This is a genomic window from Hyalangium gracile (genome assembly GCF_020103725.1).
GTDB classification, from domain to species: Bacteria; Myxococcota; Myxococcia; order Myxococcales; family Myxococcaceae; genus Hyalangium; species Hyalangium gracile.
In genome coordinates, this window is sequence record NZ_JAHXBG010000015.1 from 73,517 (window position 1) to 97,481 (window position 23,965).

Here is a 23,965-nt window from a genome sequence, read left to right on the forward strand (position 1 = left end):
GCTCCGGCCTCGCGGGCCGGGCGTGGGTCAGGCCGCCTTCGCGATGTTGGCGACGGCCGCGAAGCCCGCGGGATCCGCAACGGCCATGTCGGCCAGCACCTTGCGGTCCAGGGAGATCTTCGCCTTGGCCAGCCCGGCGATCAGCTTCGAGTAGGACAGGCCCACGGTGCGGGCCGCCGCGTTGATGCGGACGATCCACAGCGAGCGGAAGATCCGCTTGTTCACCGCGCGGTCACGCGCGGCGTAGTCCAGCGCGCGCTCCACGGCCTGGTTGGCCCGCTTGTAGCAGTTCTTCCGACGGCCACGGTAACCCTTGGCCAGCTTCAAAATCCGATTACGACGGCGACGGGCCTTGAATCCCTTCTTGACGCGCATGACACACTCCTCGACTTCTCAGATGGGAGCCCTGTGGCGCAGGCCTCACGCCGCTCCGCCAGGACCCGGGGGTTGTTGAAAGCTAGTTGGCCCCGTAGGGGAACATTTCCTTGATGACCTTCTTCGCATCCATGTCGCGAAGGTGACCCGTGCCGCGGTTGCGCCGCTTCTGGGCCGGGGTCTTCGCGTGGGTGAAGAGGTGCTTGCCGTAGGCCTTCCCGTGCTTCACCTTGCCACTCTTCTTCACCTGCAACCGCTTCTTCGCAGCACTACGGGTCTTCAACTTCGGCATTGTCCCAGTCCTTCCTTCTCGGTTCGCCGTCGGCTCTCCAGCCTTCGGCCTCTGTTACAGGCCGACAGCCGAAGCCGACAGCCGAATCTTCCTACTTCGTCCCGCCCGTCGCGGCCGCTCCGGCCGCCGGCTCGCTCTGCGGAGGAGCCGCGGGGAGCGCCGCTTCCCCCCCAGCCGGCCGAGCCTCCTGCCGCTCGCCATCCGGCTTGCCGTCGGGCCTGCCGCCCACCGGCTTGTTGCCCTCCACCTTGTTGCCTTCTGGCTTCTTGCCCGCCGCCTCCGCCTTCGCCGCCGCCTCCGCCTGCTGCCGGGCCTGATCCCTGGCGCGCTGCGCCACCTTCGGGTTGGGCGCGAGAATCATGAACATCTGGCGCCCTTCCATCCGGGGCACCTGCTCCACCACGGCCACGTCCTTCAGGTCCTTGTTCACGTCGTCCAGGATCGCGCTGCCCAGCTCCTTGTGGGTGATCTCGCGACCGCGGAACACGATGGTGACCTTGGCCTTGTTGCCCTCTTCCAGGAACCGCTTGATGTTGCGAACCTTGAACTCGTAGTCGTGCTCCTCCGTCTTCGGGCGGAGCTTCACCTCCTTGAGGTGGACCACGACCTGCTTCTTCTTCGCTTCCGAGGCCTTCTTCTTCTCCTCGTACTTGAACTTGCCGTAGTCCATGATCTTGCAGACCGGCGGCTTGGCCATCGGGTTGACCTCGACGAGGTCCATCCCCTCGGCCTGGGCGCGCTCCAGGGCCTGCTCGATCGAAAGCACTCCGAGCTGCTCACCAGCAGGCCCTACGACGCGGACCTCTCGAGCACGGATACGACGGTTCGTTCTTTGATCGCGGACGATGTGAAGATCCTCCAAGAACGGGGGTTTGGACGTGCCTTCTCCCCTGGAAGAGGCGCAAGATACTTTTATGCCACTGGGAGTCAAGGGAGGTCAGCGACTTCCTGACCTCGGACGACACCCCTGCGTTACGGAACCCCGGCCTCCTTGGCCATGAGGGCCTCGAAGGCCTCCAGCTTCATGCTCTTGAGGTCCTCGCCGCCGTAGCGCCGGGGGGCCACGCCACCGGCCTCCACCTCGTTGTCGCCGATCACCAGGGTGTAGGGAACCTTCTGGATCTGCGCCTCGCGGATCTTCGCGTTCAGCGTCTGCCCGCGCTCGTCCAGGTCCACCCGGTAGCCCTTGGCGCGCAGCTGGTCCCTCACCTTCCGGGCGTACTCCAGCTGCCGGTCCGCCACCGTGACGATGACCGCCTGCACCGGCGCCAGCCATGTGGGGAAAGCACCTGCAAAGTGCTCCGTGAGGATGGCGATGAAGCGCTCGAAGGAGCCGAAGATGGCGCGGTGGAGGACCACCGGCTTGTGCTCGGCGTTGTCCTCGCCGACGTAGGACAGATCGAAGCGCTGGGCGGCCAGGTAGTCCAGCTGGATGGTGCCCAGCTGCCACTTGCGGCCGATGCTGTCGGACACGTCGAAGTCGATCTTCGGGCCGTAGAAGGCGCCCTCGCCGGGCTTCACCTCGTAGGGCACCCCGAGCGTCTTGAGCACGCCCTCGAGCGCCGTCTCCGCGTGATCCCACGTGGCGTCGTCACCGAGCCGCTGCTCGGGACGCGTGGAGAACTTGGCCGAGTACTTCAGGCCCACCGCGTTGTAGACGTGATCGAGGAACTGCACGAAGTGGCGGACCTCGTCGCCGATCTGGCTCTCCATGCAGTAGATGTGCGCGTCGTCCTGGGCGAACTGGCGCACGCGGGTGAGGCCGCCGAGCGAGCCGGCCGCCTCGTTGCGGTGGAGCACGTCCTGCGTGTGAAAGCGCAGCGGCAAGTCTCTGTAGCTGTGGCGCTTGAAGCCGAAGTACAGGTGGTGCGAGGGGCAGTTCATCGGCTTGAGGGAGAAGTCGTGCTCGCCGGACTCGTTGTCGAGCACCAGGAACATGTTCTCCTTGTACTTGCCCCAGTGGCCGCTGATCTCCCACAGGCCCTTGTTGAACATCAGCGGCGTCTTGATCTCCACGTAGCCGCGCTCGGCGGTGAGGCGGCGCATCCAGGTGGAGAGCGTCTGGTAGAGCGTGGTGCCCTTGGGCGTCCAGAAGGCCGAGCCCGGCGCGAACGGGTGGAAGTGGAACAGGTCCAGCTCCTTGCCCAGCTTGCGGTGGTCGCGCTTCTTGGCCTCCTCGATGCGCGTCAGGTACTCCTGCATCGCCTTCTTGTCGAAGAAGGCCGTGCCGTAGACGCGCTGGAGCATCGGGTTGCGGTGATCGCCGCGCCAGTACGCGCCGCTCGAGGACAGGATCTTGATGACGCCGATGCGGCCCGTGGTGGGGCCGTGGGGCCCGAGGCAGAAGTCCACCCAGTCCCCGTGCTTGTAGAGCGTCAGCGTCTTGGCGCCCTTGGCCGCGATGTCCTTGACGATCTCGACCTTGAACTTCTCGCCCTTCTCCTCGAAGAGGCGCACCGCGTCGTCCATGGAGACTTCCGTGCGGACGAAGGGCAGGTTCTGGGCGATCTCCTTGTTGGCCTCGGCCTCGATCTTCTCCAGGTCCTCGGGCGTGAAGGGCTTCTCGCGGAAGAAGTCGTAGTAGAAGCCCTCCTCCGTCGCCGGGCCGATCGTCACCTGGGTGCCCGGGAAGAGGCGCTGCACGGCGCTGGCCACCACGTGCGCGGCGTCATGGCGGATGAGCTCCAGCGCCTCGGGGCTCTTGGTGGTGAACACCTGCAGCTTCGCGTCCTCGGTGAGCGGCCGGGCCAGATCCACGTCCTGGCCGTTGACCCGCGCGAAGAGGGCCGCCTTGGCCAGGCCCGCCCCGATGCCGTCCCGCACGAAGTCCGCGATGGTGGTTCCCCGACTGGTCTGCTTCTGGCTGCCATCGGGGAGCGTCACCGTAATCATGTCGGACATGTCGAAACCTCGAAAACGCCACGGGCGGCAGGCTTGCTGGAAGCCGTGCCGCCCGCTGTGAGACTTCCGTTGTGGATGGGTCGTAGTGGGATCGAACCACTGACCCCTACCGTGTCAAGGTAGTGCTCTACCGCTGAGCTAACGACCCGTGCCTGAAAAGCGCGGCGGGAATAGCAGTGGGCTCCCGCAGCTGTCAAGGAAACACCGACGACCGCTGATCCTCTTCCTGACCGGCGTGCGCTCATGGCCTCGGGGTATCCAACAATCGCCGCACCCGGGACATGACTTCATCGAACATGGCCGGGGTCAGCCGCCCCGTCTGCGTGTTCTGCTGGCTGACGTGGTAGCAGCCCACGAGGGTCCGCCCGCCTGCCAGGGGCACCTCCGCCCCGTGCCCGAACGCCGGCCGAGGCGTGGGCAGCTCCACCCCCGAGCGGGCCAGGGCCAGCAGCGCCGCGTTCCACCCGATGGCCCCCAGCGCCAGGAACACCCGGGCCGGCAGCAGCGCCAGCTCCCGGTCGAGGAACGGGGCGCAGCGGGCCAGCTCCTCCGGGAGCGGCTTGTTCTCCGGGGGGGCGCAGCGGGCCGAACAGGTGATGTAGGCGTCGCTGAGCAGGAGCCCGTCGTCCCGGTGCTCGCTCCGGGGCTGGTTGGCAAACCCCGCTCGGTGCAGCCCCGCGTAGAGGAAGTCTCCGGAGCGATCGCCCGTGAAGATGCGGCCCGTCCGGTTCGCTCCATGGGCCGCCGGGGCCAGCCCCACGATGACCAGCCGGGCCCTGGGATCCCCGAAGCCCGGCACCGGCCGGCCCCAGTAGGTCCACTCCCGGTACGCGCGGCGCTTCACCCGCGCTACTTCCTCCCGCCACTCCACCAGCCGGGGACAGGCCCGGCAGCGGGTGATCTCCGCGTGGAGTTTCTCGAGCTTCGTCACCTGCTTCGACCTCGCACCGCTGCCTCCAGCCGCTGGACCCAGGCCCGGGCTCGCTCCACCTCCCGGGGGCTGGTTCCTACCTCGAGCTCCAGCTCCGTGGGGCGCTCCTGGCCCAGCAGCGCCACCAGCGCCGCTTCCTCGGGGAACCCTTTCATGACGACCCGCTGGCCCAGCCCGCAAGTCTCGCCCCCTGTCCCCTGCTCCACCCGGAGGGAGACCGTGGAGAGGGCCGCGCGCCAGGGCAGCTCGGGGCACGGAGGACCGAGCGCTCCGGCGAGCGCCAGCAGCTTGCTCCCAGGCAGCTGGGCGAAGGCCCCCCAGGCCTCCAGGCTCACCTCCGAGGCGCCGGGCAGCCAGAGGATCCGCGAGGGGCGCAGGGCGCCCACCCTCCGGGCGAGCTCCGCGTCGAGCCCTCCTCGGATCTCCACCGCCGCCCGTCTCGACCCCAGCCAGTGCAGCCCCGGGCCCGACAGGGCCTGGGCCTCGAGCCAGGCTCCCACGCGTGGCGCGCCGCGAAGCTGCCGGACGTGGGCCTCCTTCAAGGGAGGCCGCAGCTGGACGTAGGCCTCGGGGAAGCGGGCCAGCGCCTCGATCGTGGACTCCCGGAGCGTGTTTGACTTCGTGCGCAGCCAGAGCACCGTCCCGCTGCCGGCGAGCGCGCGCAGGGCGTCCGCCTCCACGGACTCGTCCACCACCAGGTGCAGCCGGTAGCCGGGGAGGACGAGCGGATCCGAGACAGGTGCCTGCGCCAGCACCGTCACCAGCAGGACGGCCGCCACGCTCACGGCTTGGAGGCCTCGCCGGTGTACAGCGGCGTCCGCTGGTAGCGCAGCACCACCACGCGCAGCACCACCTTGAGGATCGCGCCCACGGGCACCGCGAGCAGGATGCCCACGAAGCCGAACAGCTCTCCGAAGGCCAGGATCGCGATGATGACCGTCACCGGCGTCAGCCCCACCTTCTCGCCCACGATGCGCGGGGTGATGACGAGGCCCTCGGACATCTGCGCCACCAGGAAGGTCCCTCCAATCACCGCGAGCTGCCAGGGGCCCTGCCAGGACAGCATCAGGCCCAGCATCGCCAGCACCATCCCCACCGCCGTTCCCAGGTAGGGCACCATGTTCCCGAAGCCCGCGATGACTCCGATGACGATCGCCATGTCGATCCGGGCGATGGACAGCCCCGTGGCGTAGATGACCGAGAGGATCGAGCCCACCGTGAGCTGACTGCGCACGAAGGCCGAGAGCACGTCATCCACCTCGCTGAAGCGCTGGCTCACCAGCCCCACCGCGCGCCGAGGGATGAGCTCCCGCACCAGCCGCACCAGCCGCGGGTAGTCCTTCAGGAAGAAGAACCCCAGCACCGGCACCACCGCCAACCCGAGCAGCGTCGCCACGAACCGCGCCGTGTTGCCCGCGAAGCGCGCGGCCAGCTTCGCCGCGGTGGGCCCGGCGCTCTGGAGCAGCTCGGAGGCCTTCGCTCCCAGCTCCGCGGTCCGCTGGTTCACGAACTCCGGCAGCGACAGCCCCAGCAGCCCTTCCACATGGGGGATGACCTGCGTGCTCGCCCGGCGGAAGAAGTCCGGCAGCTTGGCCGCCTCCTCCTGGAACACCGGGATCAGGTAGAGCACCGCCCCCGCCATCGCCAGCGTGCAGCCCGCGAACACGATCGTCGTGCCCCACGTCCGGTCCACCTTGTGCCGCTCGAGCAGGCTCACCACCGGGTTGAAGACGTAGGCGCCCGACAGGCCCAGCAGCACCGGCACCGCCACCCCTCCGAACACCGCGAGCAGCGCGAACACCAGGCCCAGCGCCGTCACCATCACCGCCGACCAGGTGAGGTCGATCCTCCGCGCCTCCTCCTCGGACAGCTCCGAGGACGGCTCGGAACGCACGACATGCAGCGGGGGCTCCGCGACCTCGGGAGCCACTGGAGGAGGAGCAGCTACCGCACGCTTCTCCTCGGGAACCTTCACCGCGCGGACACTGCTTTTCTTGCGACGTCCGATGACACGACTCCTCGTCGGAAAACCTACTGGTTCCTATCCACGAAACGGCCAAACGCGTCCTTCATTGCGTTCGTGTCCAGCGCCTTCGCCTCCAGCTTGTCGCCCACCTCCCACTGCTGCCGGGCCTGGAGCTCGATGAACTTCTCCTCCCACTCCTCCTGGGTGATCTCCTGGGGCCCGGGCACCTGCTTCCGCTCGCCCTTCGGCGCCCCGCTGGTCGACGGCACCTGCCCCGGCACCACCTGCCTGGGAAGCCGGGCCGCCACCACCACGCGCCCCTCCACCACTCGCACCACCATGCGCAGCTTGTTGGCCGGCATCAGCGCCTTCGCCGCACGGGTCCCGTAGTCCACCCGGAAGATCGTGCCGCGCACCCCCGCCACCGCTCGCTCCGTCTTCACCTCGAACTTCGACTCCGAGCCCGCCACCGCCTTCTTCACCCTCGCCCAGACCTTCCCCAGCCCGAGCCTCGCCACGAAGCCCTTGCGCTCCTGTCCCTCGAAGGTGGCCTCGTCGATCGTGAGCTGGCTGTCCTCCGAGAGCATCACCACGCTCTCGTCGTTCAGCGTGAGCTTCAGGTTGGAGGCCTTGCCCACCTCGATGGTGTCGTTGAGCTCGATCTCCGAGCCCACCTTCAGCGCCTCCGACTCCTCGCCGTTCGTCCGCTTCGCCGTGCCCTCCAGCACCGAGACCTTCCCGATGCTCGCCAGCGCCAGCCCTGGCACCAGCAGCGTGGCCATCAGCAGCCCCCGCGCCGCCACCGTCGATCCAAGCCATGCCTTCACGGAGTACTCCCCTCCGGCGTCTTCTCGGTCCCCATCGGCCGCAGCTGCACGTTCAGCACGGCTCGCGCCTTATGGGGCTCGATATAGGTGGTGTACGGCCAGTAGCCTTCCTTCTTCACCTCGATCTGGTGCAGCCCCTCGCCCACCCTCAGCCCCCGGGGCGCTCCCCGGAAGTCGCTGCACAGCCCCTGGGCCACTCCGTCCAGGAAGACCACCCCGTCCGGAGGATCGCACCGCAGCACCACGTCTCCGCTCGGTGACTCGGCGTTGCGCAGCAACTCCCGCGCCTGGGCCATCGTCGCCGGCTCGTCCGAGCGCCCGGCGCAGCCCAGCACCCCACACACCATCGTGGCCCAGCCCCAGCCGCGCATCACTTCGCCAGGGTGATTTCGACCGTGTTGCCCGTCACACCCGTCACGCTCACCTTCTTGCCCTTGTAGGTCTTCTTGCTCAGGGCCTCGGCGAAGTCATCCGTGGTGCCCACGAAGAACGCGTCGAAGGTGGCCTTGCCCTTGACGAAGTCCCCCTGCTTCACGTCCCTCAAGCCGGTCACCGCCTGCGCGAGCAGCTTCTTGAACTCGCCCACCGAGGCGTAGTCCGCCAGCCCCAGCACCGTCACCACCACGGCCTTGCCGTTCTGCTCCGAGCTCGAGAGATGATTCACGACCGCCTTGCGCACCTCGTCGACGATCTTCTGGCCCCGCGTCTTCGCGATGCTGTGCGCCGTCCGCTCGTAGGACACGCTCACCGACACGCCCTGGCTGTTGAAGCCGTCGCTCAGGTGCGCGATCTGCGTCCCTGAGTCCGTGGCGAACACCTTCAGCTCGAACTCACCCGTCACCGGGTAGTACCCGGAGAGCGGAAACGCGGCGTTCGGCGGCTCGTGACGCATCGTCACCGTACCCGTGATGATGTAGTCCGCGCTCCGCAGATCCTGGATGACCTTCTTCTCCGGAGTGAGCAGCGAGACTCCCGAGGACACCTCGAGCTTCCCAGCCGCGAATGCCGGGTCGATGATGCGCCACCCATCCTTCTGGAAGGTCTCCGCCAGGATCTGCGACAGGACGTTGGTCTGGGTAATCACCTTGTCGGGGCCCGCCGACTGCTCCTGCAGCACGATGAGCAGACGCCCACCCGCCAGCCGATCGATGAGCGCCCTGACCGCCTGCAGATCCCTGTCGAGCTGGGCGGTCCCCACCTGCGCGCGGACCTTGACCCTCACCACGCCCTTGTCCTCCTGCTTCTCCAGGACGTCGTACTTGCGCACGTAGCCGTCGCTCCGAGAGAGGATCCTGTCGCTGATGAGCTGGTTGTTCGCCGTCAGCGTCGTCGAGGAGACCAGCACCCCCACCACCTGCTCCACCGCCTCCCGCAGCGCCGCGTTCTTCGCGTCCTGGAAGGCCTTGTCGCGGTTGTTGTCCACGATGGCCGCCTCGCCCGTGGCCTCCTGGGTCACCAGCTCCGGCTGCTTGTCCCCCGCCAGCGCCACCGTGGCCGCCAGGTAGCAGAGTACCGTCAGCTTCAACGCGTTCATGTCCGCCCCCCTGGCGCTACTGCGTGACGATGGCCACCCGGCCCTCGGCCAGGAACGACGCGTTCGCTTCCGCCAGCTTCTTCAGCGCATCCTCGGCCAGCACCAGATCCGTACCCTGCAGCTGCGCCGCCTTCACCACCAGGGGCTTCTCGCCCACCAGCGCGCTCTTCTGCGCGTCCTCCAGGCTCTTGTACCAGGCCGCCACCGCCGCCGACTTCCGCGCCTCCGCCGAGAGGGCCTCCGCGCCGTAGATGGCCTTGCCCGCCGAGTCCAGCAGCCTCGGCGCCAGCACCGGCTTCGCGCCCAGCCCGCGCGCGTCCACCACCAGCCCCGTGTACTTCTTCGCGCCCTGCGTGTTCACCGCGATCGCCGCGTCCGGCGCCGACGGCAGCGCGGACATGAGCGCCGACAGCGGCACCTCCACGTCCAGCTCCACGCCGCTGTCCGAGTAGTAGCGCTTGTTGACCACCTTGAAGCCGCGGATGACTCCCTCGACGCGGCCCCGGATCTCCTCGCTGCCCATCGCATCACCCACCGTGCGGCCCGCGCTGATCTGCACGCCTCGGGCCTGCTCCAGCAGGTTGCGGAACGCGTCCATCTTCGCCGCGCGCTCGGCGCCCAGCCGCGCCTGGGCCGGGTTGGAGGCCTTCATGTCGGGCGCCCCCGCCCCCGTGGCCCGGAGGATCTGCCCCTCCCAGTTCACCCCTGCCTCGGGCTTCGCCGCGGCGGCCGCGGGGGCAGTGGGCTTCGCATCCTTGCCCTGGGCGACGGCCGCGAACGGCACGACCAGGGCCAGCATCCACAACGAGCACTTCACGGGGGCCTCCGTCCTCGCCAACGCGGCGAGTCGACGCGACTGAGTGGCGAGGCCATTCAATCGACCGGCTTCCAGCCAAGTCAAGGCGCGCTCCCGTGGGAACACGCCTGCTTGCCGCTGGTTGCGCCCCCTGACTCCAGCGCCACGACGCGGCGCGTCAGTTGCCGCTAGCGGACTTGCTGACGTACGCGTCGATCATCCGGCGGTGCCGCTCGGTGAGCAGCGTGAAGCGCACACCGGAGCGCTCGTGGCGAGCACGATCCAGCTCGGCCCACTCGCGCACCACCTCGCCCTCCGCGTAGATGACCTCTTCCGAGCCCGGGAGCTGGAACTGCAGGCCCACCCGCCGCGCGTTGTGCTGCGGCTCGATGAGCTGCGCGAGGCTGAGGCCCTCCTGGCTGATGTCGGAGGCGCGGGTCAGATAGGGCACTCCGCCCATGTACTTGTTCAGATAGATGTCGATGGGTGCCCGCTTCGCCTTGCGCTGCTCGCTCATCACTTCCCTCCCGTGTTGCAACAACCTGCTCTCGGTGTGAAGCAGGCTGTTGCGCAGGGTAGAGGCAATCGGAGATCTGGCAAGAAAACGGCCGGACGCCACGCGCGGTCACCTCTCGGGAGGCGGGGCGGGCAGGAGCTGGATTCCCCAGTGAAATCGCGCGCGATGGCTCATCGGGGGTCCTATAGTTTCGCGGCTCTTTTGAGGAGGAAGCATGCGAAAGACGTTGTTGTCGGCGTTGGTGATCGGCCTCATGGCCTCCACGGCGAATGCCCAGGGCAAGGCCAAGACTCCGCCCCCCGCGGCGCCGCCCCCCGCGTCGGCTCCCGTCCAGCTCCAGTCGGATGACGAGAAGACCATCTACGCGCTCGGCTACTCGTTCGGAAAGAGCCTCTCTCCCTTCAGCCTGAGCCCCGCCGAGCTGGAGATCCTCAAGAAGGGCCTCTCGGACTCCGTCGTCGGCACGGCCGCCGCCGTGGACGTCGACCAGTATTCCCAGCGCATGCAGGGGCTGGCCCGCGGACGGCAGGCCAAGGCCAACGAGGCCTACCTGGAGAAGGCGGCCCAGGAGAAAGGCGCCGAGCGGCTCCCCTCGGGCATCATCTACAAGGAGCTCAAGGCCGGCTCCGGCCCCAACCCCAAGCCCAAGGACACCGTGGGCGTCCACTACCGCGGCACCCTCATCACCGGTGAGGAGTTCGACAGCTCCTTCCGCCGCAACCAGGTCGCCGAGTTCCCCCTCAACGGCGTCATCTCCTGCTGGACCGACGGCGTCCAGAAGATGAAGGTCGGCGGCAAGGCGAAGCTCGTGTGCCCCGCCAGGACGGCCTACGGCGAGCGCCCGCCCCCGGGCTCGAAGATCCCACCCAACGCCGTGCTGGAGTTCGAGGTGGAGCTGGTGAGCATCCCCGGCGACACCTCCAAGCGGTAGCCCGGAGCGGCTCGGGGGCTTCTTCCAGCCCTGCCCTGCTGCTGCACCTCGCCGCCCCCTTCGAGAGGGCGGCGAGGCCCTGCGTCACTGCGTCGCTTCCGCCGCCGGCTACGGGCCGATGACGGTGAGGCGACCGATGCCGAAGCCGTTACGGCTCACCACATCCACGCCCGCGCGGGTGCGCAGCACGCCGTTGAACTGCGGGATGGCCGCCTCGAGGCCGTCGAAGACGGTCCCCGGCGTCGCCCCAGGCGCCAGCTCCAGCTTCAGCGTGTACAGCACGCTGCCCGCCGCGATCGTCGAGTCGATCGGCATCGAGCCCGCCCCGTCCGCCTTCTGGCTCTGGGCGGTGACCAGCACGCCCTGCATGGGCCCGCTGGCCGGCAGCACGGCCTTGGCAGCCATCGGGTTGCGCCCCGGAGGCAGCGCCGCGCCCGGCACGAACCCATCCGCCGCCAGACGCGCGCGAGTCACGTCCACCGGCAGGTTGAAGCCCACGCCGAAGCCCGTCAGCTCCCGCGCCGCCACCAGATCCAGCACCAGCTGGGTGTGGGTGGAGGCCGCGTTGCGCACCAGGCGGAGATCGCCCTGCGTGGGGTCCGTGTAGACGAACGCCGTGATGGCCGCGCCGACGTCGAAGCTGGCGCTGTCCTCCGTCACCTCGTCCAGCGTGGCGCGCAGGGTGTAGCCCGCGCCCTCCTTGCTCACCTGGAGGTCCGAGAAGGCCGCCCGACCGTTCGCCGCCGCCGCCGTGAGCGTGCCCGTCAGCTCGGCGCCGCTGGGGTTGTTGCCCAGCGCGATCGAGACGGTGCCCGAGGCCGTGGACGCCACGTTGCCGAAGGCATCGGCGATCTCGACCACCGGGCTCCGGTCCAGCTTCAGGTTCGACGGCCCGCCCAGGGGCTGGGTGACGAACGTCAGCTGCGCCGGCGCCGCGTGAACCACCGTGAAGGCGTTACCCGTCGCGTTGTCACCCCCGACGACCACGGAGCGCAGCGCGTAGTCGCCCGCCTTCTCCAGGCTCAGCTCGCTGAAGGTGGCCGTGCCGTTGGTGGTCGCCAGCTCCGTGGCGCCGCGCAGCGTCGCACCGGCGGGCGCGTTGGCCAGCTCGATGCGGACGGTGCCGGAGGCCAGGTTGCCGAACGCATCCTCCGTCACGACGGTCACCGCGGGAGACAGCGCCTCGCCCGCCACCGCGCCGGTGGGGCCGGCCGTGAGCGTCACGGTCTTCGCGGCGGCCGCGGACACATCCAGGGTGCCGCTCGTCGCGCTGGGGCCGCTGGCGCCCACCGTGGCCTGCAGGGTGTAGCTGCCCGCCTTGCGCAGGCTGAGGCCCGCGAAGGAGACCTGGCCCTCCGTGGTCGCCGCCTGGGTCGTGCCCAGGAGCACCGCCGTCGCCGGCGAGGTGGCCAGCGCGATCGTCACGGTGCCGCTGGCCGGGTTGCCGAAGGCGTCCGTCACGCGCACGCCGACCGCGGGCTCGAAGTCCTGGCCCGCCACCGCCGTGGTCGGCGCGGAGGTGAACTCCACCGAGGCGGCCGGAGCCGCCGCCACCGTGAAGGTCCCGCTCGTCGCGCTGGGGCCGCTGGCGCCCAGCGTGGCCCGCAGGGTGTAGGTGCCCACCTTCTGGACAGTCACGTCGCTGAAGGAGGCATCGCCCGCCGTGGTGCTCGCCTGCGTGGTGCCCACCAGCGTCACGCCCGTCGGCGGAGACACGAGCTCGAGGGTCACCGTGCCGTTGGTGGCGTTGCCGTACGCATCCTCCACGTGCACGGCAGGCGCCGGGGAGAAGCCCGTGCCCGCCGTGGCGCTGGAGGGCGCCGAGGTGAACGTCACCTTCGCCGCCGCGCCCGCCGCGATGTCGAACTCCTTGCTCGTCGCCGGGACGCGCTGCGCCGAGTTCGCCTCGAGGGTGTACGCGCTGCCGGCCTTCACCACCTCGAGGTCCGCGAAGGTCGCCACGCCCTTGACGAACGCCGTGCGCGCCGTGCCGGACAGGCTGGCGCCGCTGGCGTTGCCCAGCCGCAGCTGCACCTCGCCCGACGCGTCGTCGTCCAGGTTGCCGTGCAGATCGCGCGCCTCCACCTTCACCGTGCCCAGCGACTCACCCGCGGTGGCGCTGGACGGCTCGCCCGTGAAGGCCAACCACATGCCCTTGCCGGGCTTGACCTTGAAGGAGGTGCTCTCGGCCGCCGTGAGGCTGGCGCCGCTGAAGCGCAGGGTGAAGTCACCCGTCTTGTCGACCGTCAGGTTGGAGAAGCTGGCCAGGCCCTTGGACACCGTCGCGGTGCGCGTGCCGAGGATCTGCGCGCCGGTGCTCGCCGGATCCACCAGCGTGGCCGTCAGCTCGCCCGTGGCGCCCGTGGCCAGGTTGCCGCGGGCATCCACCACCCGCACCTGCACGGTCGGCGCGATGGGCTGCCCCACCGTCGCCTCGCTGGGGCCCGTGACGACCTGGAGGGCGCTGGCGGCGCCATGCACCACCGCGAAGGGGGCGCTCACCGCCTCCTTGCCCTCATGGGTGGCCTTCAGGACGTAGCCAGCGCCCGACTTCGGCACGGACACGTCCGTGAACGTCGCCTGGCCATTGGACAGCGGCTGGCGGAGCGTCCCCTCCAGCGTCGTGCCCTCGGGCCCGACGTAGAGCGACAGCTCCACCTCGCCCTTGGCGTCGGTGACGGCCTGGTTATCCCCGTTGCGCAGGGTGACCTGGATGCTGCCCAGGGCCTGGCCCGCGGTGCCATCCGCCGGCTGGGTGGTGAAGGACAGCGTCCGCTTGGACTCGTCCTCGCCGCACCCGACCAGCACCGCCAGCCCGACGAAGAGCGCGGGTAAGAGGTTCTTGAAGCGCAAGGTGGTCTGCTCCCGAATCATGGAATGGCTGTTCACGGCCGACCTCCGAAGCGCTGCAGCACCGCCGCGAGATCGGCGTCATCGATACCGTTCACCTGCCCCGTCAGGTCCTGGTTCCACTCGTAGAACGGAACCTCGGTGGTGGCGGGCGAGCTCCCCAGGCGGCTGGAGGTCGCCAGGATGTCCTGGAAGTCGATCTGGAGGTTGCGGTCCCAGTCGCCGTTGCCGTTCACGCCCTTGTCGGCCGTGGCGGACGGGTAGATCTCCCACAGGCCGCGGCCGAAGGTGGCCGCGCGGACGAAGGCGCCCGTCCGGCTGACGAACAGGTCCCTCACCCACACCATCGGCATGCCCGCGCCGAAGCGGTGCCACGTCTGGCCACCGTCCGTGGTGCGGTACACGCCGATGTAGTTACCCACGTAGATCGTCTGGTTCGTCGTGTCGCTCGGATCGTAGCGGATGACGTCCACGGGCAGGTTCGGCAGATCGCTGGTGCCGTTGCCCTTGAGCGGCTGCCACGTCTGGCCGCGGTCCTGGGTGATGAACACGTGGCCCATCGCGTCCGGAACCGGCGTGCCGGCGTTGGTGATCTCCGCCACGCTCGCCACGACGTAGACATCCCCCAGCGGCTTGCCGGTGGCGCCCGGCGGGAAGTCGATGCTGGAGGTGCTGAGGATGATCTCCTCGTTGGTGATCGAGCCGCTGTTGTCCAGGTCGACCGAGAGCAGGTTGCTGCGCGTCCAGGTGCACTCGTTGCTGGGCGTCGTCAGCGTGCAGTTGCTCGTCACGCGGAAGCGGCCGCCGCTGGTGGCCACGCCGATCAGGCCGTCCCACACGGTGGACGGGTACATGTTGCGGTGGGTGCCAGAGGAGCACGCGCCGCTGTCCAGCGGCCCCGACGGGTTGCCGAGCAGCTCCCACGAGTTGGTGGAGTAGAACGGGTCCGTCACGTAGCGCCACACGCCCTTGTCGGTGACGGTGAGGACCGCGGGACCGGTGGCCGCCGTCGCGGTGCGAATCGGCTGCACGCGCGTGTAGAACTGACCCGCCGTGCTGTCGCCCGAGCAGGGCAGCGTCGGGTAGTCGTTCGTGGGGCCGTAGACGAACCAGCTCTCGCCGCGGTTGCAGTCGTACGCGTCGGGGTCGCACACGCGGATCGACACGTTGTAGACCGAGCCCCAGTACACGCGATCGCCCGGAACCTCGGAGGCCGCGGAGCCGAAGCCGTCACCGCCGATGATCTGGTTGAACGAGGTGGGGAACTGCGGGCTGTCACGGAAGCGCGTGCCGTTGTCCTGCAGGCCGCCGTAGACCAGGAACGGGCTGCCCGTGTGCTCGTCGCCCGAGGCGATGTTGTAGAACAGGTGCGAGACGATGCCGCGGTTGGGGTAGTCCCAGCGGATGTTGCGGTCGATCACCGCCGCCGTCGTGAAGACGTTGCGCGACACGAAGAGGCCGCCGTCCGTGCCCGCGATGGCCATGTAGCTGCTGGGCGACAGGCGCACGATCTTCATCTCGTGGTAGTCGGCGTGCACGTACGGCAGGCGCCCATCCGCCGTCTGGCCGTTGTTGCCGGAGGGCAGCCAGTGCGCCACCAGCTCCCACACGGGGGTGGCCGCCGTGCCGTTCACCGTGCGGATCGCGCACAGCGAGCCGCCGATGAGGACGTTGTTGTTGTTGCCCGGATCCACGCCGACCGTCTGGTCGTACCAGGCCTGGCCGGTCTGCACGTTCTGGCTGCGGCAGTTGGTGCTGAGCGTGGGGTTGCGCAGCGTGCCCGTGACGTTCACGAACGTGGCGCCCGAGTCCGTGGAGCGCCAGATGCCCGCGCCGCTCGAGCCGTCGGCGGCGGCCACCTGGGCGTAGATGACGGTGGTGCCGTCCGCGGCGGGGGTGCCGCCGCCCATGTCGATGCGCGTCACGTTGGTGGCGGGCAGCGCGCCAGCCGCCGCGCGCGACTCCCAGGTGACGCCCGCGTCGCTGGAGGTCCAGATGTCGCCCGCGCCGGACTCACCGCTGGCCACCCAGCGGCTCACGCCGTTGATGGTGCCGGCGTGGACGATCGTCCAGACGCTCTCCTGCCCCTGGGAACCGGCGTTGGCCATGTCCACCAGCGTCCACGTCTTGCCGCCGTCCACCGAGCGGAACATGCCCCAGTCCGAGCCGGCCAGGACGATGTCGGAGTTGGCGGGATCCACCGCGATGGCCCGCACGCTCGTGGCCTTGCCCTCGCTGCCGCCGCTGGTCTCGGGGTAGACACCTTCCAGCCGCACCGGCTCCGACCAGGTGACGCCCCCGTTGGTGCTCTTGATCATGTGCCCGCTGGGCGAGTCGGTGAAGTCTCCCAGGCCGGCGTAGATCGTCTCCGGGTCGTTCGGGTCCATGGCGATGGCGCCGATGGCCAGGTTCCCGATCGTCTCGGTGATGGGGTACCAGACGGGGTTCTTCTCCTGGAAGGTGAACGTCTTCCAGATGCCGCCGCCGGACGTGGAGGTGTAGGCGATGTTCGCGTTGCCCGGGTGCACCAGGATGCCCGTGGTGCGGCCCGAGTCCACCTGCAGGTACTCGGTGCCGTTGAACTGGAAGCGCGCGTCGGTGGGGCCCAGGTTGACCCACTGCTTGCCCGGCGTCTGCAGCACGGAGAGCGGCGCGGCGTCCTTCGCCCGCGGATCGATGGCCTGGTTCTTCGGCATCAGGTCCGACCAGCGCTGCGCCTCACGCCGCGCGATGCGCGCCAGCTGATCCGCGGAGTCCGGCGACTTCTCGCCGTAATAGTTGCGGTTGGCCATCTTGCGCAGCAGCGCGTCGTCCGAGACTTCCTCCTCGGCGCCCTCGGCCTCGTTCTCCACCAGCGCCGCGGAAGCGCGAGGAGTGAGCACATAGGGGCTCTCCTTGTCGCCCGTCTGGACGAAGTCGGAGAGCTGCATGCGGTGGGTGGCGTCACGCCACCGCCGGTAGGCACTCACGCCCGTGGGAAGCAGGGCTGCGGAGATGCCAATACCAGCGATGGCTCCTACGAGGATTCGTTTATGCACGGGCAAGCCGAATCTCCTTGGGAGACCCAATGGGGGATGAGGGCTCGCAGCGTAATGAAAATGTCAGCTGGAAGGCAAAGCCAAGCCTTGCCTCCGACTTGCCCGTGAATCGCGACTACCGAGCGAGAGCAGCTTCCGTGGCGCGCAGCAGCGGGTCGGCGCTGACGGGCGAGCCGGTGGCATTCACCATCCACTGATCCGGCGTCACCGCGCCGTAGCGGGCCATGCGCTCGAACTCCGCGCCCAGCGGGCCCTTCTTCTTCATCTGCTCCTCGATCTGGAACGCGATGAGGTGCCCCAGCGGGTAGTCGGGCAGGTACATGGGGTAGGCGATCATGTGGCTGTAGATGCCCAGCAGCGGCGTGCCCTGCCCTCCCAGCACCGGCGCGTAGTAGCGATCCCACGTGTCCTTCGCGATCGCCACCGTCGCGTCCCGCAGCTGCGCGGGCGTGGCGTCCGGGTGCTCGTACAGCCAGTGCCAGACGGCAACGTCCACCAGTGCGACTCCGGCGATCTCCCACGTGGCCCAGAAGTCGTTGAGCACCCGCTCCTTCTCGGCGGCGGCGTCCGGCCTGCCCAGCCCCAGCAGCTCCTGATCGCGCGCCTGGAAGACGAAGGCGAGCGCCTCCGTGAAGGCGTTGTTGGGCACGCCCTGCAGCAGCGTGTGGTCCACGTCATAGAGCGAGAACACCTGCTCCACGTTGTGCCCCAGCTCGTGCACGGCGATGTTGTAGCCCTTGTAGTTCATCCCGCCCTTCTCCACCCGGGTGCGCAGGCGGGGGAAGTCTCCGCGCCGCGTGGCCGGCATGGCGTGGCCCGCCCCGCGCGAAGGGTCCACGCGGATGCGCTCGGACAGGTACGTGGCGCGCTCCTTGGTGAAGCCCAGCCCCTGGAGGATGCGGGGGATGTCCTTGGCGAACGCCTCCGGCGTCGGGTAGCGCTGGCGCGTCATCTTGTCGAGCTCCGCCTCCGAGCGCGAGGAGCCCGGCCGGAACCCGTTGAACCACAAGTCCTGCGGCTCCAGCTTGCGCCCCAGCCGCTGCTCGATGAGCTGCGCCACCCGGGGCACCAGCGGCGAGGTGAGCACCTGCGTCAGCAGCGCCTTCACCCGCTCCTCGGGCAGCTCGCGCTGGAACTCGAAGGTGCGGGCGATCTGCGTGGGCGCCACCGGCACGAAGGGGTCCACCTTGCGCGCGGCGTGGAAGTGGGCGAGCAGCCGGGCGTAGCGCGTGTCCGGCTCGGGCGCCGTGGCCACCTGGGCCGGGCGCGCGGGGGCATCCGCCTCCACCGTGTCCGCGGGCGCCACCGTGACGGCGTTGGTGAACGGATCCCAGTCCACCCGCGGGTTGTCGATCACGGCCGCCGGGATCGACTGCGTGACGATGCGCTCCATCACCTTGACGATCAGCCGCTGCCTGGCCTGCCCCTGCGCCTTGTCCGCGTAGTTGGCCTTCAACTCGTCTCGCAGGTTCCAGTGGCTGATGAGGCGCAGCCCCTTGGGGAACAGCCGCTTGCCGTCCTTGCCGTCCACCACGTGGTGCATCCACACGTTGTACTCGGCGATGTACAGGTCCGCCTCCGCGCCCGCGCGGGAGACCTGCTGCTGCACCTCGGCGGGCACGCGCTTGTAGAAGCGCCCGGCCAGCCGCGCCTCGGCCCACTGCCGGCGCGTGTAGTCCTTGGCGTGCGCGGTGCGCTCGGCCAGCGTGGTGAGCGGGAAGTTCAACAGCACCACGAAGCCGATCTTCGACTTGAAGAGATCCTCGGTGACGTTCGCGCTGGGATCGTACGCGGCCAGCAGCGGATCCACCGGCAGCAGCGGCCCCACGTCGATGTCCGTGGCCCAGCGCAGCTCGCGGCCCACCTCGTTGAAGTGGCCATCCAGCTGCTCGAAGATGTGCTCGAGCCGCGCGAAGGTGGCGTCCAGCTTCTTCGGATCGGCCAGGAAGTGCTCGCGGACGAAGGCCGCCATGTCCCCGTCCTCCGGGCGCCACTGCGCGGCCACCTGCTCCACGCCGCGCTCGATGCGCGCGCGCTGGGCCTCGCCGTGCTGCTTGACCAGCTCCGCCTTCAGGGCGGTGGTGTCCGGCTTCTTCGTGGGCGTGGCGGCGGACGCGCCGGAGGGAGAGGTCATGGGTGAGGCCTCCGAGGCGGCGGGGGCTGGAGCGCTCGTGGGCTCAGCGGCGCCCGAGGCGGCGCCCGGTGGAGTGGACGCACAGCCAAGCATCGTGAGCAGGGGGAGCAGGCGGGCGCAGCGGGGCAGAAACGATCGCAAGCAGGGCCTCCAGAAAACGACGAGGGCCCGACCCTCTCGGATCGGACCCTCATGCGCAACGAAGAACGAGAGCCAGAACTACGCGGCGCGCACGTTCTGGGCCTGCAGGCCCTTGGGGCCGCGGGTCACCTCGAAGGACACCTTCTGCCCCTCCTGCAGGGTGCGGAAGCCATCCATGTTGATGGCGGTGTGGTGGCAGAACACGTCCTCGCCACCCCCGTCCTGCGTGATGAAGCCAAAGCCCTTCGCATCGTTGAACCACTTCACGGTACCAGTAGCCATTGCCGTCTTCTCTTCTTCTTTCTTCACGGACGCGGAAATCGCCGTCCGGTCCCTACGAGCAAATCCCGATAGAGCAAGGAGAATGTAAGCTGGCCTTCCACTCGTGTCTACACGGGAAAGCTACCAACCACACGTCTGTCCCTTGTTCTGCTCCTGCAGCCACTGGCGGAGCGGGGCGAAATACTCGATGAGCGGGGTGGCATCCATCTGGCGCTGGCCCGTCATGGCGGCCATGGCGTCCTGCCAGGGCTTGCTGGCCCCCATCTCCAGCATGGCCTGGAGCCGCTTGCCCGCCTCCTTGTTCCCATACACGGAGCACTCGTGGAGCGGGCCCTTGAAGCCGGCCGCCTCGCACATGGACTTGTGGAACTGGAACTGGAGGACGCGCGCCAGGAAGTAGCGCGTGTACGGGACGTTGGCCGGCACGTGGTACTTGGCGCCCGCGTCGAAGCTCTCCTCGGTGCGGCTCACCGGCGCGGTGATGCCCTGGTACTTCTCGCGCAGCGCCCACCAGGACTTGTTGTAGTCGGCCGGCGACGTCTTGCCCGCGAAGATGTCCCAGCGCCACTGATCGATGACCAGGCCGAAGGGCAGGAAGGCCACCTTCTCCAGCGCGTCCTTCAGCTGGAGGTTGATGAGGTTCTTCTCGTTCTTCGGCACGTCCTTCAGCAGGCCGATCTGCTTGAGATAGCCCGGGGTGATGGACAGGGTGATGGCGTCGCCGATGGCCTCGTGGAAGCCGTCATTGGCGCCCGACTGAAAGAGCACCGGGAGCGTGTAGTAGTAGGTGAAGTAGTAGTTGTGCCCCAGCTCGTGGTGGATGGTGACGAGATCCTCCTCGGTGGGCTTGATGCACATCTTGATGCGCAGATCGTTGTTGAACGTCACGTCCCACGCGCTGGCGTGGCAGACCACGTCCCGGTCGCGCGGCTTGGTGAACATGGAGTTCTTCCAGAAGCTCTCCGGCAGCGGCTTGAGCCCCAGCGAGGTGAAGAAGCCCTCGCCCGTCTTCACCAGCTTGATGGGATCGTAGGCCTGCTTCTTGATGGAGGCCGTCACGTCCAGGCTGGCCTGGCCGGGGTACGGCTCCACGAGCGGATAGATGTTGTTCCACTCCTGGGCCCACATGTTGCCCAGCAGGTGCGCCGGGATGGGCTTGCCGGCAGGCACCTTGTCCGCGCCGTACTTCTTGGAGAGCCGGCCGCGCACGTAGCAGTGGAGATCGTCGTACAGCGGCTTGACCTGGCCCCACAGCCGCTGGACTTCCTTCTCGAAGGCGTCGGGCGGCATGTCATAGGCAGACTTCCAGAGGTCACCCGAGTTGGCGAAGCCGATCTCCTTGGCGCCCTCGTTGCCCAGCGCCACGAAGCGCTCGTAGAGCGGGCGCATGGGCGGGGAGATGCTGTGCCAGCCGGACCACGCGTCGAGCAGCTCGTCGTAGTTGCGGCTGGTGGACATCACGTCCTCGAGCTCGCCCAGATCGCGGCAGGACTCCTTTCCGGCCTTGTCCTTCTTGCAGTACTTGCCCTTGCCGTAGGCGCCCTCGAGCTTGGCGGCGAGGCCCGTCAGCTCGGCGCGCTTCTGCGGATCCGAGGGCGCGGCCAGCGGGGCGTTGACGCGCAGCAGGTGCAGGGTACGCGCGGTGGCCGGGTCCAGCTTCAGGCCGTCGAAGCGGCGGGAGTCCTTGATGGCCTGGTTCATGTAGCCGAGGACTTCCTCGTTGATCCACGCCGCGTTCTGCTCGGTGTCGTCGGTGATGTACGTGGACTTGATCCACTCGGCGGTGGCCTGCCTCACCAGGAGCCGCTTGAGGTCCGCGTTGACGCGCTCCGCGAACTTCCGGGCCTCCTCGGCGGTGGCCTTGCCCTGGTTGGAGGGGATCGCGGGGCCTTGCCCCTGAGCCGCCGCAGGCAGAGCGGACAGCAAGGCGGCCGCGCAGGCCGCACGCAGTGTGGACAGCAGGGAGTGGTGTCGAATCATGGCGGGCGACCCTAGAGGAACCGCCGCCTGAAGGCATCCTGAAACGTCGGGTCCAGCACGGGGTGTCGACAAGGCCTACGACTGCGGGAGTACAGGCAGGGCCCCCTCACTGGCCGTAGGTAAGCCGTTGGGGACATGGCTTTCCAACCAGGCACACGCTTCGATCGATATGAGCTCGTCTCGCGACTCGGCCACGGAGGAATGGCCGAGGCATGGAGGGCTCGCCTGCTGGGAGAAGCCGGCGTCACCAAGCCCGTGCTCATCAAGAAGGTCCTGTCCGAGTACACGACGGACGAGGCCTTCATCGCCATGTTCATCAGCGAGGCGCGCATCTCCGCCACGCTCTCCCACGGCAACATCGCGCAGGTCTACGACTTCGGACGTACGGACGGGGACTACTTCCTGGCCATGGAGTACGTGGACGGGCAGCCGCTCAACCGCATCATCAAGTGCGCGCAGCGCCTCGGGTTGTCCGCCATCCCCGTGCCGTTGGCCTGCTTCATCGTCGCGGAGATCTGCCGGGGGCTTCACTATGCCCATACGCGCAAGGATGGCAGCGGCAACCCGCTGGGGATCGTCCATCGGGACATCTCTCCCGACAACGTGCTCGTCAGCTATGAGGGCCAGGTCAAGATCGTCGACTTCGGCATCGCCAAGGCTCGCGAGATGCGCGAGTTCAAGACCGAGCCAGGGATCGTCAAGGGCAAGTTCCTCTTCTTCTCACCCGAGCAGGCCATGGGAGAGGAAGTCGATGCCCGTACGGACGTCTGGGCAACCGGGGTCGTGCTGTACCAGCTGCTCTGTGGGACGCTTCCCATCGAGGGGCCGCAGCACCTGGCGTTGACCCGGCTCATCCGCGGTGAGTTCCCGCCTCCTCGCGAGCTGAATCCGGCGCTCCCCCCGGAGCTGAGCGACATCGTCATGCGGGCCCTGTGTGTAGAGCGCGAGCAACGGTTCGAGTCCTGCGATGCGTTCGAGGACGCCCTGGTCGGCTTCCTCAACACCCTCTCGTCCCGCGTCTCCTCCACCTCCCTGTCCCACTTCGTCCAGGAGATGTTCCGTGAGGATCTGACCCGCGAGGGCAAGGTGGTCCAGGTTCCCGCTTCGTTCCTGGAGCAGCTCGCCCGGTGGAAAGGGAGTGCGGCGCTTACGATCAGCATGCGGTCGCCCGTCTCGCTGATGACAACGCCGGTGAAGCCGACCGTCCGCTCGTCGCCTCTGACTCTCGTCCCTTCCTCCCTTCCGGCTACCGTCCCTTCCTCGGTTACCACCGCCGCTTCCGCTCCATCCTTCTCCAAGCGCTCGGCACTGATCTGGGGCGTAGGCGCGGGTGTGGTGGTTTCAGGTCTGTTCCTGGCCATTGCGTTGATGGTGCTGGGGAAGCCGAGAACTCCCCTGGACACTCAGCCGCCGCAGAGCCCTCCCGCGAGCCAGAAACCGTCCCCTCCTCCACCGAGCACTCCGGCTCAGACAGTTCCCTCGCAGCCCTCAACCGCGGTCGTGCAGGCCCCGCCTGACAAGACCGAGCAGCCATCGGAGCCAGCCGCTCCCGCTGCCAACGTGGCTGCAGCCTCCCCGAGCCAGGAGGAACTCAAGACTCAGCATCCGGCGCCGTCCGCAAAGCCCTCCACCGCCCCGAGCCGGGCTTCGAAGGCCGAAGCGCTGAGGGAGGAGGCAGACAAGGCCATCGATGAGAAGAACTTCCTCGCGGCCGCGAACCTCAGCGAGAAGTGCATCCAGTTCGCCCCGATGAACCCCGAGTGTCATCTGCTGTCGGGGGCCGCGCACGCCGGCCTGGGTCAGGCAGGCAAAGCCGTCGAGCGGTACCGCTCATTCCTCAAATTGGCTCCGAAGCACAAGCTCGCGGCAGAGGTCACCGAGAACCTGAAGCTCTTGGAGGCCCGCCTCGCAAAAGATGCGCGCCAGTTGTACAAAGATGCGCGCCAGCTCTACAACGAGAAGAAGTATCCGGAAGCTCTGAGCCTGGCGGAACGATGCCTCTCACTCGAGAGCAAAAACGCCGACTGTCACATGGTCGCGGGAGCGGCCTATTCCTTTCTGGGGCAACTCGACAAAACAGTCCGTCACTACCAGACCTTCTTGAGCCTGGCCCCGAACCACAAGCTGGCACCAGCCATCCGGGAGAAGCTGGAGCAACAAGCGAGCAAGAAGGGCTCGGACACACCGCAGCCATGAGACTCCTGCCTCCCCCTGCCTGCTCCCAGTCCTAGCGGGCGTCCCGCAGCCGACCTCGCGCTGGACTGCTCGGCGTTACAGCTTGAAGTCATGCTGCTGGGACTGACGGGAGATCCTCACTGGCCCGCCTCCGCCGAGGCTCTCGCGGACGCGCGTCGTTTCCTGGAGCGCCAGAAGGACCGACACGTCCTCGTGGCTCCTTATCCAGATGTGGATGGGCTCGCCTCCGGAGTGCTTGCCCTGAGAGCGCTCCGGACGCTGGGGGCTCGCACCA

At 68.4% G+C, this 23,965-nt stretch carries 19 protein-coding genes and 1 tRNA gene; 2 read left to right on the forward strand and 18 right to left on the reverse strand.

Annotated features, from left to right (window positions below):
- Nucleotides 1-27 precede the first annotated feature (27 nt).
- The 13 genes from rplT to KY572_RS28125 all read right to left on the reverse strand — a co-directional run bounded on the left by rplT (nt 28) and on the right by KY572_RS28125 (nt 10,139).
- Nucleotides 28-375 (reverse strand): 50S ribosomal protein L20, encoded by a 348-nt coding sequence (gene rplT, locus KY572_RS28065; protein ID WP_224246061.1) that lies wholly within the window; start codon nt 373-375, stop codon nt 28-30.
- Between the two features lie 82 nt (nt 376-457).
- The gene (gene rpmI / locus KY572_RS28070) at nt 458-667 is read right to left on the reverse strand and encodes a 50S ribosomal protein L35 (protein WP_224246062.1); all 210 of its coding nucleotides are present in this window, start codon (nt 665-667) and stop codon (nt 458-460) included.
- Nucleotides 668-758: 91 nt separating this feature from the next.
- The gene (gene infC, locus KY572_RS28075; protein ID WP_224246063.1) at nt 759-1,529 is read right to left on the reverse strand and encodes a translation initiation factor IF-3; all 771 of its coding nucleotides are present in this window, start codon (nt 1,527-1,529) and stop codon (nt 759-761) included.
- Between the two features lie 110 nt (nt 1,530-1,639).
- Nucleotides 1,640-3,568: a threonine--tRNA ligase gene (gene thrS / locus KY572_RS28080; protein WP_224246064.1), complete on the reverse strand. Its 1,929-nt coding sequence runs from the start codon at nt 3,566-3,568 to the stop codon at nt 1,640-1,642.
- Between the two features lie 76 nt (nt 3,569-3,644).
- Nucleotides 3,645-3,716: transfer RNA gene (locus KY572_RS28085), tRNA-Val, on the reverse strand.
- Nucleotides 3,717-3,809: 93 nt separating this feature from the next.
- Nucleotides 3,810-4,499, reverse strand: coding sequence for a uracil-DNA glycosylase (locus tag KY572_RS28090; protein WP_224246065.1), 690 nt, complete (start codon nt 4,497-4,499; stop codon nt 3,810-3,812).
- The gene (locus KY572_RS28095; protein ID WP_224246066.1) at nt 4,496-5,284 is read right to left on the reverse strand and encodes a hypothetical protein; all 789 of its coding nucleotides are present in this window, start codon (nt 5,282-5,284) and stop codon (nt 4,496-4,498) included. Before KY572_RS28095 ends, KY572_RS28090 begins: the two co-directional genes overlap by 4 nt.
- Complete coding sequence (locus tag KY572_RS28100; protein ID WP_263452073.1) at nt 5,281-6,402, reverse strand: AI-2E family transporter; 1,122 nt, start codon at nt 6,400-6,402, stop codon at nt 5,281-5,283. The genes KY572_RS28095 and KY572_RS28100 overlap by 4 nt, the downstream gene beginning before the upstream one ends.
- 128 nt (nt 6,403-6,530) lie before the next feature.
- Nucleotides 6,531-7,292: a FecR family protein gene (locus KY572_RS28105; protein ID WP_224246067.1), complete on the reverse strand. Its 762-nt coding sequence runs from the start codon at nt 7,290-7,292 to the stop codon at nt 6,531-6,533.
- On the reverse strand, nt 7,289-7,663 hold the full coding sequence (locus KY572_RS28110; RefSeq protein ID WP_224246068.1) for a PEGA domain-containing protein: 375 nt from the start codon (nt 7,661-7,663) through the stop codon (nt 7,289-7,291). The genes KY572_RS28105 and KY572_RS28110 overlap by 4 nt, the downstream gene beginning before the upstream one ends.
- Nucleotides 7,663-8,826 (reverse strand): flagellar assembly protein T N-terminal domain-containing protein, encoded by a 1,164-nt coding sequence (locus tag KY572_RS28115; RefSeq protein WP_224246069.1) that lies wholly within the window; start codon nt 8,824-8,826, stop codon nt 7,663-7,665. The genes KY572_RS28110 and KY572_RS28115 overlap by 1 nt, the downstream gene beginning before the upstream one ends.
- A gap of 16 nt (nt 8,827-8,842) precedes the next feature.
- On the reverse strand, nt 8,843-9,643 hold the full coding sequence (locus tag KY572_RS28120; protein WP_224246070.1) for an LPP20 family lipoprotein: 801 nt from the start codon (nt 9,641-9,643) through the stop codon (nt 8,843-8,845).
- Between the two features lie 157 nt (nt 9,644-9,800).
- Nucleotides 9,801-10,139, reverse strand: coding sequence for a PilZ domain-containing protein (locus KY572_RS28125; RefSeq protein WP_224246071.1), 339 nt, complete (start codon nt 10,137-10,139; stop codon nt 9,801-9,803).
- A 214-nt stretch (nt 10,140-10,353) separates the two neighbouring features.
- Here KY572_RS28125 and KY572_RS28130 point away from each other — a divergent pair, with 214 nt between their 5' ends.
- Nucleotides 10,354-11,070 (forward strand): FKBP-type peptidyl-prolyl cis-trans isomerase, encoded by a 717-nt coding sequence (locus KY572_RS28130; protein WP_224246072.1) that lies wholly within the window; start codon nt 10,354-10,356, stop codon nt 11,068-11,070.
- 108 nt (nt 11,071-11,178) lie between these two features.
- Here KY572_RS28130 and KY572_RS28135 read toward each other — a convergent pair whose 3' ends face one another.
- The 5 genes from KY572_RS28135 to KY572_RS28155 all read right to left on the reverse strand — a co-directional run bounded on the left by KY572_RS28135 (nt 11,179) and on the right by KY572_RS28155 (nt 21,495).
- Complete coding sequence (locus KY572_RS28135) at nt 11,179-13,959, reverse strand: hypothetical protein (protein WP_224246073.1); 2,781 nt, start codon at nt 13,957-13,959, stop codon at nt 11,179-11,181.
- Nucleotides 13,956-16,958 (reverse strand): WD40/YVTN/BNR-like repeat-containing protein, encoded by a 3,003-nt coding sequence (locus KY572_RS28140; protein WP_224246074.1) that lies wholly within the window; start codon nt 16,956-16,958, stop codon nt 13,956-13,958. The genes KY572_RS28135 and KY572_RS28140 overlap by 4 nt, the downstream gene beginning before the upstream one ends.
- A 115-nt stretch (nt 16,959-17,073) precedes the next feature.
- A complete protein-coding gene (locus KY572_RS28145; protein WP_407660007.1) occupies nt 17,074-19,092 on the reverse strand; it encodes a hypothetical protein in 2,019 nt (672 codons plus the stop codon).
- Between the two features lie 219 nt (nt 19,093-19,311).
- The gene (locus tag KY572_RS28150) at nt 19,312-19,515 is read right to left on the reverse strand and encodes a cold-shock protein (protein WP_224246075.1); all 204 of its coding nucleotides are present in this window, start codon (nt 19,513-19,515) and stop codon (nt 19,312-19,314) included.
- 120 nt (nt 19,516-19,635) lie between these two features.
- Nucleotides 19,636-21,495 carry a M2 family metallopeptidase gene (locus KY572_RS28155; RefSeq protein ID WP_224246076.1) on the reverse strand — a complete coding sequence of 620 codons (1,860 nt, stop codon included), beginning with the start codon at nt 21,493-21,495 and terminating at the stop codon, nt 19,636-19,638.
- 135 nt (nt 21,496-21,630) lie between these two features.
- Between KY572_RS28155 and KY572_RS28160 the strand changes: the two genes are divergently transcribed.
- Complete coding sequence (locus KY572_RS28160) at nt 21,631-23,691, forward strand: serine/threonine-protein kinase (RefSeq protein WP_224246077.1); 2,061 nt, start codon at nt 21,631-21,633, stop codon at nt 23,689-23,691.
- The last annotated feature ends 274 nt before the right edge of the window (nt 23,692-23,965 follow it).

What these genes read in the sequence shown, in the direction of transcription:
- rplT (WP_224246061.1), bottom strand. Translation starts at nt 375, where the DNA reads ATGCGCGTCAAGAAGGGATTCAAGGCCCGTCGCCGTCGTAATCGGATT.
- rpmI (WP_224246062.1), bottom strand. Translation starts at nt 667, where the DNA reads ATGCCGAAGTTGAAGACCCGTAGTGCTGCGAAGAAGCGGTTGCAGGTG.
- thrS (WP_224246064.1), bottom strand. Translation starts at nt 3,568, where the DNA reads ATGTCCGACATGATTACGGTGACGCTCCCCGATGGCAGCCAGAAGCAG.
- KY572_RS28110 (WP_224246068.1), bottom strand. Translation starts at nt 7,663, where the DNA reads ATGCGCGGCTGGGGCTGGGCCACGATGGTGTGTGGGGTGCTGGGCTGC.
- KY572_RS28115 (WP_224246069.1), bottom strand. Translation starts at nt 8,826, where the DNA reads ATGAACGCGTTGAAGCTGACGGTACTCTGCTACCTGGCGGCCACGGTG.
- KY572_RS28125 (WP_224246071.1), bottom strand. Translation starts at nt 10,139, where the DNA reads ATGAGCGAGCAGCGCAAGGCGAAGCGGGCACCCATCGACATCTATCTG.
- KY572_RS28130 (WP_224246072.1), top strand. Translation starts at nt 10,354, where the DNA reads ATGCGAAAGACGTTGTTGTCGGCGTTGGTGATCGGCCTCATGGCCTCC.
- KY572_RS28145 (WP_407660007.1), bottom strand. Translation starts at nt 19,092, where the DNA reads ATGACCTCTCCCTCCGGCGCGTCCGCCGCCACGCCCACGAAGAAGCCG.
- KY572_RS28150 (WP_224246075.1), bottom strand. Translation starts at nt 19,515, where the DNA reads ATGGCTACTGGTACCGTGAAGTGGTTCAACGATGCGAAGGGCTTTGGC.
- KY572_RS28155 (WP_224246076.1), bottom strand. Translation starts at nt 21,495, where the DNA reads ATGATTCGACACCACTCCCTGCTGTCCACACTGCGTGCGGCCTGCGCG.
- KY572_RS28160 (WP_224246077.1), top strand. Translation starts at nt 21,631, where the DNA reads ATGGCTTTCCAACCAGGCACACGCTTCGATCGATATGAGCTCGTCTCG.